The sequence below is a fragment of the Pedobacter sp. UYP24 genome (genome assembly GCF_054057295.1).
Map to the genome: position 1 here is coordinate 198754 of NZ_JBSRZD010000003.1, position 13606 is coordinate 212359.

Sequence of the window (13606 nt, forward strand, 5' to 3'; positions counted from 1 at the left end):
GAATGATAGTTTGTGTAGGGAGGAGTGTCATGGTAGAATTGGTTTTGGTAAGAATGCGCAATCCCAAATATACTGAAAGCTTATTCGTATCTGTCCTGAACCTTCCTGCTCAGCTTCTTTAAAACCAGTGCACGCGACTGTCTTATTCGTTCTTTAAGTTCACCATCTGGCATTACTTCCAAATTTTCTACTGCCACCCATTGCCTTCTGGCGAAATGAGGCGCCTGCTTAATTCCATTTCGACCTACTAAAGAATCGAAGTCGTCAGGATCACACTTAAAACACAAAGCCCCGTCCTCAAGAGAAGAAAGCACGAAAATTTTCTCCTCAATCATAAAGCAAAGGTGATCCCATTTCATACCTTCAGTAGTACCTTTTAAATCGAGACAAAAGTCTCTAAAAGTTTCTATATCCATAAAATAGTTTTTTAATCTGCATTTTGAAATCTGTAAGATAAAGTTAAAAGTATAGTGGCAATTACTAAAGCCTTCTGGCTTTTTATTTAAGTTTGTTTTATGAACAGATTAACGGCAACTGCTGATGGCTCAAATACGCTGTATAATGAAAAAATTGGTGAACATTACCATTCTAAACATGGTGCTTTACAGGAAAGCAAGCACGTATTCATAGATGCAGGACTAAAACACGCCGTAGCACTTTTTCCAGAACAGGAAATCAGTATTCTTGAGGTAGGCTTTGGAACTGGCCTTAACTTCCTGATGTCTGCTGCATATTGTAAAGAGCAAAATATTAGTTTGCAGTATACAGGATTGGAAGCATTTCCGCTAAGATCTGAAGAATTAGAATCCACAGGTTATGATCAATACCTCTCAGCCGATATTTGGAACGGTTTAATTACAAATTATGGCAAAGCCCTGCAACAATCTGCAAACATTTTGCCTGAACAGCAATTGAGAATAGTGCATACCTACCTAAATCGCTTTGATACTATGGAACGATTTATGTTAATTTACTTTGATGCCTTTTCTGTGCAACATCAACCAGAAATGTGGACTGATGAAATCATAGCACATGTTTGTCAATTTTTGCAACCTGGGGGTATTTTTGTTACTTACGCTATTACGGGCAATTTGAAGCGTGCTTTAAAAAATGTAGGTTTTACCATTCAAAAACTCCCTGGGGCAGCAGGAAAAAGAGAGATGCTAAGGGCAATTAAAAACAAGTAACCGCAAACAACCTATGAAACAAATCTCTATTCCAATTTACGCCAAGCTAGCGCTGGTACTTTTTTCTATTGTTTGTTTGGGATATCTTGCCATATTGGGCCGAACGCTACTTGCGCCACTGTTAACTTCATTTTTACTGGCTTTGCTACTGCTCCCGCTCGCAAATTTTCTGGAACAAAAATTTCGATTCAAAAGAAGCATCGCATCTATTTTCTCAGTGGTTTTAATGATCGTGGTAATTTCAGGAATATTATACTTTCTTATCAACCAGCTTACCGATCTTGGGCAGGACTGGCCATTGTTAAAAAAACAAGCAGAGACCTCGTTTCATGATGTGCAATTATGGATTTCCAGAACATTCCATGTCAATACCACCAAGCAAATAAGGTACCTACAAGAAAGCACAACTACTGCACTAGCAACTAGCGCCACAGTACTTGGAGCTACCTTGTCAACACTATCGTCTACGCTATTATTCCTTTCATTCCTGTTGCTTTTTACCTTTTTTATCCTAAACTACCGAAGAATATTATATAAATTCTTAACCTCTGTTTTTGCAAAAGAGCACACAGAAAAGGTTGGCGACATTGTTGAGCGCGTCCAATACATTATAAAAAAATACATCACCGGAATCTTCATTCAAATGTTCATTGTTACTACTATTTTGATGTTGGTATTGTGGATACTAGGTGTAAAGTATGCCATACTTTTAGGTTTAATTGCCGGTATATTTAATATCATACCCTATATCGGAATATTCAGTGCTTTGCTAATCAGTGTTCTAATCACTTTCGCTACAGCCGGAGCTGCAAAAATGTTTTTCGTTATTGGAGCTTTTGCTGCAGTCCATGCTTTAGACGGTAACGTACTAATGCCACTGGTTGTAGGTTCAAAAGTTAAGATCAATGCACTTTTCGCCTTTATCGGAATTGTAGTAGGTGAAATGATATGGGGCATTTCAGGAATGTTCTTATGTATTCCATACCTGGCGATGCTTAAAATTATTTTTGATCGCATTGATCAGCTTAAACCTTGGGGTATCCTACTTGGAGGCGAAGAAAAACCAAACAAAAAACGAAAGGTGTATAGAATTACTAAGAACATTAAACTCGAAGAACAGGAATAGTTTAACTTTGAGCCATAAATTATTACCATGCCCAACAACATACCTCCCGTTAGCGCAGAAAACCCTGCATCCGCATTTGAGCGCTTACTTATCGTTTTAAATACCTTAAGAACAGAGTGCCCATGGGATAAAAAACAAACCATGGAAAGCCTGCGTCACCTTACCATTGAGGAAACTTATGAATTGTCTGATGCCATTTTGGAAGGCAATTTACAGGAGGTAAAAAAGGAATTGGGCGATGTAATGATGCACCTCGTATTTTATGCGCGCATTGCTTCTGAAACCAACGACTTCAGCATAGTTGATGTACTTAATAGCGTTTGCGACAAGCTGATTAGCAGACATCCACACATTTATGGTGATGTTGAAGTAGTGGATGAGCATGATGTAAAACGGAATTGGGAAAAGCTCAAATTAAAAGAAGGCAACAAATCTGTTCTTGGCGGAGTACCTAAGGGCTTGCCTTCGTTGGTTAAAGCCAGCCGCATCCAGGAAAAAGCCCGTGGTGTTGGGTTTGATTGGGACAATAAAGAACAGGTTTGGGAAAAGGTAGAAGAAGAGCTTCAAGAATTTAAAGACGAATTTAATGTTGCATCTGGTCAGGAAATAGACATCGAGAAAGCCGAAGGAGAATTTGGCGATCTGTTATTTTCCCTGATAAACTATGCCCGTTTCATTAACATTAACCCAGAAAATGCACTGGAAAAAACCAACAGAAAATTTATCAAACGCTTTCAGTACCTCGAAGAAAAAGCTAAAGAGAATGGAAAAGCCCTTCAAGATATGACACTTGCAGAAATGGATATTTATTGGAACGAAGCAAAGAAACTTTAACCGTGTTTCTTTTTCATGGTCATCTTTGCTTTCTGACCAATTCCGTAGTTATAGTCTTTTGAATTGCTTTCTTTCTTATCGTGATATGCTCCACCACCCCTCGGAACTTGTTGCTCCTCTTTTGTAGTTTTCACTTTAGGGGCTTTAGCAGGTCTATCGATGGAAAGCTCAGCTGGCAAATCAAGAACAGTAATTTTTGCACCTATAGATTGTTCAATCTTTTTAATGTCCATCAATTCCATATCGGTTGCAAAGGTGATCACAGCAACCTCCTCCTCAGCTAACTTTACCACCCTGCTTAAAAAAGCTTCTTTTTTCTCAGGAACTTCTAAATAGAATAAAAACGGGATTTCTGAAAGGTCAAGAGCAGCAGGTGTCCCCTCATTTGCCACTATTAAAATCCTGGCTTCAGGGGTCGCCTTAAAATCTTCTATATGATCAAACCCAGCCTCATCAAAAAACAAAGGATTGAGCACAGAGATATCACCAGGCTTACGGGAAGGTAAAGACTGCGCCAGTTTTTGTGCGGTTAAGCGCGTGTTTACAAAAACGACAACCTTCTGAAATACCTCATCATCACGAAGCATTAAATCAAGTAAATTGATTTTGGTCTTAAAATTAGGAACCTGATAGAGCATCAAGTCATGGGTTTCAACCGTTTTTCCTCCCAAATCTTCCACTTCTAAAGTAGTGGGCAGACTCAGAAACTGGTCTATCATATTGTTCAGCTTTTCATGAACTACGGTAGTAAATATCAGATGCTGACATTTTCCTGCACTTCTTGCCAGTTCACAAACCGGCAACTGCATACCCTGCTTCACAATAACTTCTGCATCATCCACAATAAGCATTTGCAGCCTGTTCAAGTTCAATCCTAGTTTCAGATATACTGCGCGGGCCCTTGTAGGCGTAGACACTACAATATCAACACCCTCCAAAAGATCCAGCACCTGCTCTTCCATACCTCCTGTGCCATACATACCGATGATACGCAGGTTCTTGTTGCCACTTAATGCTTTAAATTGCTCAATAACAGCAAGAACACGCTCCTGGTCTGGCACAAGGATCAATACCTTTGGCGCCTCGTCAGTACTATACTTTAGTTTCATTAAAACACCCAGCACATAGGTGGTAGTCTTTCCAGAACCTTCCGGGCCAACCGCAATGATATCCTGTCCACCAAGAATCCTCGACATACTTTTAGCCTGAATCTCTTTAGTACTTAGGTATCCCGCATCCGTCATGGATGACACCAAAGCTTTGCTTAATTTTAACTTCTCTAACGACACGTTCCTGTATTTTGATTAATATTATCGCAAATTTACACAATCTTATCCTGACTACACTGACATAGGGTTGTCACTCTAGTTTTTTATTTTGCAAAATATTTCAAAGATAATGAAGACTATAAAAATGGAAACCCGATATATTATAGGTATTTCGGTAAGAACAACAAACGAAAATGGACAATCAGCAACCGACATCCCGGAGCTCTGGAATACCTTTATGACAAACAATACCATTGCCCAAATCCCCAATAAAATTGCAGATGAATTGTATTGCATTTATACAGATTACGAATCGGATTTTACCAAACCCTACACAACTATACTGGGCTGTCAGGTATCCGATCTCACAAATGTTCCTGAAGGATTTACGGGAATTAGCATAATGGCCGACACCTATACGCCTTTTTTGGCAACAGGTAAAATGAGTGACAATATGGTCTTTAAGCAGTGGCAAAAGATTTGGGAAACTGATATTCCAAGAAGTTATCATTCAGACTTTGAGGTTTACGGAGCCAAGGCTCAAAATCCTGAAAATGCGGAAGTGGAAATATTCATTTCGGTTTACTAATTAATCAAATTCCATATAAAATGGATCTGTTCAGCACCCAGCCAGATAGTAAGATCAACCTTTTACCTATTGATGGAATTGTAAATTATTACGGTGTAATTATCCCTGCAACTGAAGCAGATCTAATTTATACGGCATTGTTAAATACTATTGAATGGAAACCAGATGAAGCTGTGATTTTTGGAAAACATATCCTTACCAAACGCAAAGTGGCTTGGTATGCCGATACCAATTTTAAATACACTTATTCCGGCATCACCAAAGAGGCCTTAATATGGACCCGAGAATTGCTACAGTTAAAGACTATTATTGAAACCTTGACCGGAGAAAAATTCAATTCCTGTCTGCTTAACCTATATCACAATGGTGAGGAAGGTATGGCCTGGCATAGCGATGGAGAAAAAGACCTGAAAAAGCATGGCGCCATCGGCTCATTGAGCTTCGGAGTGGAAAGGAAATTTTCTTTTAAGCATAAGAAAACCAAACAAAAAATAGACATCCAACTGGCGCACGGGAGTTTATTGGTAATGAAAGGTGCCACACAGGACCACTGGTTGCACCGTTTACCCCCAACAAAATTAATTTCTAAACCAAGAATTAACCTGACATTTAGAACGATCGAAAAATAATTTAATTAGCACATTTAATCGGGTTTTTAGTTCCGTTTTTGTTTTAATAATATAGGGTCTCTCTAGGGCTTCTATAGGGCCTGCTTAGGGTATATATAGGTCTAATGCCCTATATATACCTATGAGACACTTATAAAGATATCACTATAAAATGATAGCACTATAAAAAGAGAAGAGAATTAATCATTGATCGTGTTTCGAAACTATACCAGACTCCGCACAATTTAATACGTCAATGAACTATTGCTGCCTGCTATCACAGCTGGTAGTTTAAATTTAATTAGTCGACTAATTAAAAATTGAATACTTGCCTATTATTTTTAGCTGATCAGCGATAGCAGAGCGTATTCCCAATAACCACAAATTGTTCGGATTAATCCGATACCCTAATGCGATTTCGGCCCGAAAAAAGCCTGTTTTATTACATGTACAAAGGTAGGCAAAATAGCTTAAATTAGCAAATAAATTTCGGTATTATTTCAAATTAAATATACTGTATTACAGGTAATTAACTTTATTTTATGCGCCTTTAAAGAGACTGAATTTATAACTTAAATACTGCTTGTTTTAGCCCTATAATTATGGCAGTACTACAGCAATACTTAAGATACTTCATACACCAGAAACGCCTGATTAAACAACGATTGATGTGAATTTAAATCGAAAAACACACCAAGATAATTGCGCACTAGTTTTACCAATATTTTCAATAGCACCTACATAGCTTAGAGGGCCTTTCGTGCAGGCTACTAGGTATCTTGGAGCACTAGAGGTACCCTTTTCCCCTCCAAAGTACCTGTAAATGTACTTTCAGTCCTACAATACCCCTTTTAAAATTGCCTTGCAATTTTCATCTTACCGGGAATTACCATGCATAATAATTGGCACTAATGCCAATTGGTTCTTTTTTATAATTAAAATGTAACACGATCGTTACTCTTTATAACAATAATAATTTTGATAAAAAAACATCATTTAATTGTTTAAAAAAGCCTGTTTAATGACATTTTTGATAGTGTGAAATATACACCACGCTCTGAAAACTGTATTTTTAGTTGGTTATTGTTAGGCAACCCTCTACATTCGTATTACAAATCTATATTACATGCTGTCAATCTCAAAGCCTCTTCAACATCGTCCTCTCTCATTGCTAATTGTAGGAAAAACAATAATTTTTGATTTGAATCTTAATTATTAATTGAAATGAAATATATATTCACGCTACTCTTTGGAACATTGAGCCTGCTTTCGTCTGCTCAAGTTAAGCCCTTTTATGTAAAAATTAATGTCGTAGGCTCCGATGATATTAAATATGTTTACGCATTTGATAATAATTATAAATTGATATCTAAAGAGGCTGTTAGAAATTCATCATCAGTTTTGACTGGAAACTACAAATCTATACACCGCTTTGGTGAGCCTGCTTTCTTGAATATTTATTTTAGTAAGGAAGACTTAAGTGAGGAGGTAATATCATCCAAAAACTTACTTTCAAAAGCTAAATATGGTGTATGTACCGTTTTAGCGAACGATACCATTGATGTTACTTATAACCTAAAAGGAAAGAGCTTTAAAATCATTGGAGGATCGCAAAATGAAATTCAAAATCAATTTTTGGATATTTTAGCGCGCTTCCGGATTTCCCGTGATAGTTCATATCATGAAATAAATTCTAGTCAGCTGGATTCTAGTCAATTAGATGACATGAAAATGCAACAGGCTAGAAAATTAAGTTTAGTTTATTATCATCAAGTCATTGATCTTATTCATAATAATCCGAACTCCGAAGTCTCATTGTTTAATATTGATCCAGTTGTCTATGCAACAAATATCTCTGCAAATGAAACAACCAAAACATTTCAATCCTTAAGTAAATCTATACAGGAATCTGAATATGGTAAGCATGTATTTAAGGATGTAGCAGAAAAGGCAAGAATAGAGGAGATTGCTAAAAATCCAGCCTTCAAATTAGGTGACAAGTTTCCTGATTACGAATTATCAGACAACAATGGTAAAAAGATATCAATTCATTCCAACTTAGGAAATTATACTTTGATCGATTTTTGGGCTACTTGGTGTATTCCATGTCGGAAAGAAACACCAAACATGATTCATAACTACATGAAGTATAATTTAAAAGGGCTTAAAATAATCACCGTTTCTACAGACAAAATCACAGATAAAGAGAATTGGATAAAAGTTTTGAAAGACGATAAGATGGTGCAGTTTGTGAATTTATTTGGTGGAACGAGTGGAATAGCGATTGATTTAAAAATAACTGCGTTACCTACGAATTATTTGGTGGATAGGGATGGAAAAATAATTGGAATTAATCTTAGGGGGAAGGATCTAACTGATACTATTGACAAGCTTTTCAAATAGGTATAAGTCTAGAACAGACAAAGCCCAAGACATAGAAAAATGGAAAGCAGCAGTAAAGGTGGAAGAAATGCAGGATCTGGTTATTAAATATAACAACTATACCAGCAAATTACCTTGTGGATAAGCAAGGTAAAGTCATTGCCTCTAACCTTACAGGTGAAGAGTTGATTAAAGTTCTTGAAGACCACTACACCCAGATTAAGAAATAAGGTTGCCCCTACTTCTTAATTGGCAAAGTATTCATCAGCAAAGATACTGCCGTAACCAGGCAGGTCATTATTGCTTAGACCATTCGTACAAATCAATTGCCATATCGTAATAAGTCTTACTCCGGTAGCCTGTGCAAAGTAACAAGCAGCCACCATCGCCAGACCTTGTATACAAAAATTAAAATAGAAGTTTTAAAACAAGATGTTATTTTTGTATCTTTAGATATTATGGCAAATAAATCAAGAACAAGCGATGGTTTTGCTTATCTGACTAAGCGAATTGTTGTAAGTAAAGCAAAGAGTGCTGGTAAAGCTGCTGCTAAGAATGCGATGGAACTAATGGGCTATGTAGTGACTGTTAGGGCTGGTTGGGTAGTAAAGGAATATCAGGACGGAAAGTTCGAACAAATCGAAAAGCTGCAAGAGGCTTAAGTCTATCATCTATTGTCGGAACAAATCACACCACAACTTCGTCTCAGGGTTTTTGCCGGTCCAAATGGTTCAGGTAAAAGTACCGTTATCAAAAGAATTCGTGAAACTAAAGTGAATGAGAGCGTCAAACTTGACGTGGGGGTTTACATTAATGCAGATGATATAGCACAAAGTTTAAAAGCTGATATATTCTCTTTTCAACCATATGAGGTAAACTGTACTTTAACGGATCTTGTTAAATTTGGAGAAACTTCCGGACTATTGTCCGACGATTTTTCAGTAGAAGAATTTAGTAAATCTATCACAATTTCTGGGCAAAAACTTTCTTTGACTGTAGAAGAATGTTTAGATCGTGTTGCACAAATTATCGCAAGGTTCCTTAGATATGCATTTATTGATGCTAAGCGGCGTTTCTCGTTTGAAACTGTGTTTTCGCACGAATCAAACTTAGATGATATGCGTTTAGCCACTGAAGCAGGTTACAAGGTTTACCTTTATTTCGTTGGAACGGAATCTCCTGAAATTAATAAATTCCGCGTAGCACTAAGAGTAAAAAAAGGTGGTCATAATGTTCCTGCTGACCGGATTGAAAAAAGATATGTGCGTTCTATGGAACTGCTTAAAGAAGCGGCAGATATCGCTTACCAAGGATATTTCTTTGATAACTCCATCAATAATGAACCTTACCGACTTGTAGGTCACTTTAAAGTGATCGCAGGCAAAAAAGAATGGGATACAATTCCCGATGATCAGGTATCCATATGGCTGAGAAAATACTACCCTATATCATAAATTAGGCAATTGATTTTAGCCATTTGCATTTTGATGCCTTAATTAATTTTCCAAGAAACGAAACTAGTTTCATTATAGTGATAAATAGTCAAACCACTACACCCAGATTAAGAAATAAGGTTGCCCTTACTTCTTAATTGGCAAAGTATTCATCAGCAATGATACTGCCGTAGATGATCCAAATGCCGATTTAGGACTACCCTCTGCTGTTCTTGTTGCCCATCTGGTTTGTATCAAATCCTGAGAATTCCTGTTATTATAAGCCACTTTAGCATTGAGCTGAAGCCAGCCTACCAAGTCTGTTTTCTTAGTCTCCACAGTATACATGCGGGCATAACGGACAAATATCCCTTTGAAACCAGGCAAGTCATTACCCCCATCTTCATTATCCATAGTTTTACCCCTAAACATTTCATTTTTGGCATAATGAGCAATCTTTTCTGCATCTGCAAGGTAGGTTGGATCTTTTGTAAAGTTATAAAGCATTACTGCAGCGCCAAGGTAAGTTCCCTGATTGTAGGTTGAACTCCAGGTACCTACCTTTATTTCTCCTGTCTTTTTATCTAGATCAATATTATCATTAACCTTTCCCGTAGCCGAATTAAAGAGGTACTTCTTAGACCATTTGTACAAATCAATTGCCTTATCGTAATAGGTTTTATCTCCTGTAGCCTGTGCAAGGTAACAAGCAGCAACCATTGCCGGACCTTGTATACAGGCATTTTTTGATGTCCTGGTTTCAAACCAATTTAATCCACCACCATATTTATCAGTATGCGCACGGGCATACATTTTATCGTATTGGTCCTTCCCGTTTTCCAGGTAAGCTTTATTACCTGTATACAGATAACCTCTTACACTAAAAAGTACCGCCCAAGCGATATCATCATTAAAATTATTATACATCCAGTCGGCCTTATTGCGGGTAATAAAATTGGTGTACATCGCATTAAACTTATCCAAATATTTCTTATCCTTCGTTACATCATATGCATCGAGTACCACCTCCATCATCTCTGCTTTATCCCAAAAACCCCTTCCTGTTTCTATTTTATAATGGGTATACCAAGCTTCAAATACTTTGTTCGCTGTTTTTAAAGTCAAGGCTTTATCCTGGGCCTCATCCTTAGTAAAAACCCAGCTTTGAGCAGGTTTTGCAGTCGATATTGCCACGTTTATTTTTGCACCATCCGTAATTACATTGTTATAAATACCCAATGCCAGATCTGGTTTAGCTACAGGTTGTAACTGGAAACTACCGTCTTTATCAATAACAATTTTCCATTTTGTGTCATTCCCCTTATTCGCATCCTGCTGATCTACGTTTACAGAATCGGCTGCACCGGAAGCTAGATGCAATAGCTTTCCACTGCCTATATTAGTTAAGGTGTAAACGCCATTACTTGCAAGTTTAACCAACCAGCGTTGCGCATCAGATTTGGTATCGGTCCAGCAGTTTACCCTGGCTCCATCATCTACAGATGAATTGTGTACATCCAGAAGTTTCCCATTTAGCTTAGACTGAAGGGTGTAAATTGTTCCTGATTTGATGCCAGGCATTTGGGCAAATGCATACCCAGAGGTTAAGCTTACTGCTAATATTATAGCACTGCGTAAATAAAAATGTTTCATATTGTGTGTGTTAAGACCCACGAATATAAGTTTATTAAAATCTTTTACTTAATTACTGACTGAATACTATGGTAACGATTTTGTAGATTTACCTAAATTCTTTAAAAATGATTAATAAAAAATTCTTATTCCTGGCATTAACACTACTTATTTCTGGTTTCTCTAATCGTTTATCTGCACAAAATAAGGCAGCGAACAAAGGTCATTATAAAAAGGAATTGAAATCGCTTCAGACTGCTATCCAAAATAATTTTTATGATAAAGCAGCTGGTCATTACCTGATTGTGTTGGATCCCGCACTGCGCGAAACCAAAAATGGATACCTAAGGGAATACACTTATTTCTGGTCGCTTTGCTCCTTATACCAAGCAGCAAATGAAATGGAAAAGCTTGATCCGAAGACTAACCTAATGGGTCCTTTATTAAAGCATATTAACGATTATTATGATCCTGCTCCACCAAAACCTGGATATTCTGATTACATCACGAACTTAAAACGCGGAGAACGCTATTTTGACGACAACGAATGGATCGGCATTACCGCTCTTGATGCTTATGCACGTACTAAACAAAAATCACATCTTCAATTGGGAAAGATGATGTACGATTTTATGATGACGGGCCATGACCAAGTTTTAGGAGGTGGCCTCTACTGGAAGGAAGGCGACAAAAGCACTAAAAATACTTGCTCAAATGGGCCAGGTGTATTGGTTGCGCTACAGATGTATCAGGCTACTAAAAATAAAGCCTATCTCGACACCGCTATTAAGCTATTTAACTGGACCAACGCTAAGTTGCGTACGCCTGCCAAACTGTATTACGACAACATCCGCACTAAGGACAACAGTATAGGTGAAGCTACATTTTCTTACAATACCGGCACCATGCTAGAGGCTTACATCTATTTATACGAAATCACGGGTGATAAAAAATACCTCACCGAAGCAAATGCAGTGGCAGACAGCTCACTGGAGTACTTTTATGGCAATGGCAAGTTTAGAGATGGCTATTGGTTTAATGCCGTAATGTTAAGGGCATATCAACATCTGCTAAAATTCAATAAAGACACTAAATACATTGTTGGCTTTAAAAAGTGTCTGGATAATGCATTAGCTACAGAAAAGAATGAAAAAGGCATATTCACTAAAAAAGACAAAGCGCAAGACTTGGTGGAGCACGGCGGCATGCTAGAAATACTAGCGCGTTATGCTTGGCTGGAAACACGTTACCCTGTCTTAAATTAATCATGAACAAGTTAAATATATCCAAGTTCCCAGCGCTTTTTTTAATAACCATTTTGTGCCTCTTTAGCATTTATCCTGCATTGTCGCAGCAAGAAAAGCCAGTTGTTAAGGCAGAAAAGCCAGGTATAAGTAAAGTACTTTTTGGCACAATTGAAGGTACTAGTATTTATGAATACACGCTCAGAAACAGCAAGGGGATGCTTGTTAAGGTAATCAACTACGGAGCAAGCATTTCAGACATTGTTACGCCAGACAAAAATGGAATCATGGGTAGTGTAGCCTTCGGTTTTGATTCTCTTAAATCTTATACAGGCGGTCAGAATGCCCTGATGGGTGCGGCTGTTGGACGTGTAGCAAACAGGATTGCAAACGGCAAGTTTACTTTAGATGGAAAGGAATATGTACTTACGGCCAATATACATGGCGGGAAGAAAGGGTTCGATAGGCGCATCTGGAATGCAAACGAAATCAATAGCGGTAGTGATGTTGCTTTGAAAATGAGCTACTTTAGTAAGGATGGAGAAGAAGGTTTCCCCGGAAACTTGAATGTTACCATCGTATATACCTTGACTAAAAACAATGAGTTGAAAATAGATTACAAGGCAACAACCGATAAGACTACACATGTAAACTTTACCAATCATACCTATTTTAACCTCTCTGGAGGAAAAGAGGAAAATATTCTAAAAACCGAATTGAGTATCCAATCTGACGAGTATCTGCAGGCCGATAAGGGAAATATTCCAACAGGAAACTTGATTAAGGTGAAAGGCACTCCTTTAGACTTTACGACTGCCCATCCAATTGGTAGTTGTATTGAGGGGAGTCCGTCTTTAAAATCTGGCAATGGTTATGATCTTACCTATGTACTTAGAAATCAATCTGGAAAATTGGCTGTTGCAGCCAAAGCATATGAGCCGCTAAGCGGACGTGTAATGACTGTCTACACTACTGAACCAGGACTGGTTTTTTACACTGGCAACCATCTTAATCCAGGTGTAATTGGTCGCGGACAAAAACCATCTACTAAAAATGCGGCATTTTGCCTGGAAACTCAGCATTATCCCGATGCTGCCAATCAGCCAAAGTTTCCAAGTACTGTTTTAAAAGCAGGCGCAACTTATCAATCACATACGGTATATAAATTTTCAACAGCACTTTAAGTTACTGGGTTCTAAATAAATTATGACGATACAATTGAAGGTGCAATAATCCCGAAAACACCCCATCAAGGCAACTGCTTTTAAAACATGGCTTTATTAAAGAAGCTTATTTCAAAGAA

13 protein-coding genes are annotated in these 13606 nt (G+C 37.7%); 10 read left to right on the forward strand and 3 right to left on the reverse strand.

The window, feature by feature from the left end; all coding sequences use genetic code 11:
• Positions 1 to 80: 80 nt before the first annotated feature.
• Positions 81 to 416, reverse strand: a complete 336-nt coding sequence (locus ACVWYN_RS09145; protein ID WP_457288545.1) for an MmcQ/YjbR family DNA-binding protein — start codon at positions 414 to 416, stop codon at positions 81 to 83.
• Positions 417 to 515: 99 nt separating this feature from the next.
• Here ACVWYN_RS09145 and mnmD point away from each other — a divergent pair, with 99 nt between their 5' ends.
• Genes mnmD through mazG form a run of 3 tightly spaced genes read left to right on the forward strand, consistent with a single transcriptional unit; the run spans position 516 to position 3147 of the window.
• Positions 516 to 1187: a tRNA (5-methylaminomethyl-2-thiouridine)(34)-methyltransferase MnmD gene (mnmD, locus tag ACVWYN_RS09150; protein WP_457288546.1), complete on the forward strand. Its 672-nt coding sequence runs from the start codon at positions 516 to 518 to the stop codon at positions 1185 to 1187.
• Between the two features lie 13 nt (positions 1188 to 1200).
• Entirely contained in the window at positions 1201 to 2313 is a 1113-nt protein-coding gene (locus tag ACVWYN_RS09155) for an AI-2E family transporter (protein ID WP_457288547.1), read from the forward strand.
• A 27-nt stretch (positions 2314 to 2340) separates the two neighbouring features.
• Positions 2341 to 3147, forward strand: coding sequence for a nucleoside triphosphate pyrophosphohydrolase (mazG, locus tag ACVWYN_RS09160; RefSeq protein ID WP_457288548.1), 807 nt, complete (start codon positions 2341 to 2343; stop codon positions 3145 to 3147).
• On the opposite strand, the gene ACVWYN_RS09165 is transcribed toward mazG, so the two are convergent.
• A complete protein-coding gene (locus tag ACVWYN_RS09165) occupies positions 3144 to 4436 on the reverse strand; it encodes a DEAD/DEAH box helicase (RefSeq protein WP_457288549.1) in 1293 nt (430 codons plus the stop codon). The two genes, mazG and ACVWYN_RS09165, sit on opposite strands and share 4 nt — an antisense overlap.
• 109 nt (positions 4437 to 4545) lie before the next feature.
• Between ACVWYN_RS09165 and ACVWYN_RS09170 the strand changes: the two genes are divergently transcribed.
• The 5 genes from ACVWYN_RS09170 (at position 4546) to ACVWYN_RS09190 (ending at position 9448) form a co-directional block, all read left to right on the forward strand.
• On the forward strand, positions 4546 to 5004 hold the full coding sequence (locus ACVWYN_RS09170) for a GyrI-like domain-containing protein (RefSeq protein ID WP_457288550.1): 459 nt from the start codon (positions 4546 to 4548) through the stop codon (positions 5002 to 5004).
• A gap of 20 nt (positions 5005 to 5024) precedes the next feature.
• Positions 5025 to 5633, forward strand: coding sequence for an alpha-ketoglutarate-dependent dioxygenase AlkB family protein (locus ACVWYN_RS09175; protein WP_457288551.1), 609 nt, complete (start codon positions 5025 to 5027; stop codon positions 5631 to 5633).
• 1203 nt (positions 5634 to 6836) lie between these two features.
• Positions 6837 to 8015, forward strand: coding sequence for a TlpA family protein disulfide reductase (locus tag ACVWYN_RS09180; RefSeq protein WP_457288552.1), 1179 nt, complete (start codon positions 6837 to 6839; stop codon positions 8013 to 8015).
• Positions 8016 to 8452: 437 nt separating this feature from the next.
• Positions 8453 to 8656: a hypothetical protein gene (locus tag ACVWYN_RS09185; protein WP_457288553.1), complete on the forward strand. Its 204-nt coding sequence runs from the start codon at positions 8453 to 8455 to the stop codon at positions 8654 to 8656.
• Positions 8657 to 8668: 12 nt separating this feature from the next.
• Entirely contained in the window at positions 8669 to 9448 is a 780-nt protein-coding gene (locus ACVWYN_RS09190) for a hypothetical protein (protein WP_457288554.1), read from the forward strand.
• A 126-nt stretch (positions 9449 to 9574) separates the two neighbouring features.
• On the opposite strand, the gene ACVWYN_RS09195 is transcribed toward ACVWYN_RS09190, so the two are convergent.
• Complete coding sequence (locus ACVWYN_RS09195; RefSeq protein ID WP_457288555.1) at positions 9575 to 11080, reverse strand: glycoside hydrolase family 76 protein; 1506 nt, start codon at positions 11078 to 11080, stop codon at positions 9575 to 9577.
• Positions 11081 to 11187: 107 nt separating this feature from the next.
• Here ACVWYN_RS09195 and ACVWYN_RS09200 point away from each other — a divergent pair, with 107 nt between their 5' ends.
• Entirely contained in the window at positions 11188 to 12324 is a 1137-nt protein-coding gene (locus tag ACVWYN_RS09200) for a glycoside hydrolase family 76 protein (RefSeq protein WP_457288556.1), read from the forward strand.
• A gap of 2 nt (positions 12325 to 12326) precedes the next feature.
• Positions 12327 to 13487 (forward strand): aldose epimerase family protein, encoded by a 1161-nt coding sequence (locus ACVWYN_RS09205; protein WP_457288557.1) that lies wholly within the window; start codon positions 12327 to 12329, stop codon positions 13485 to 13487.
• The last annotated feature ends 119 nt before the right edge of the window (positions 13488 to 13606 follow it).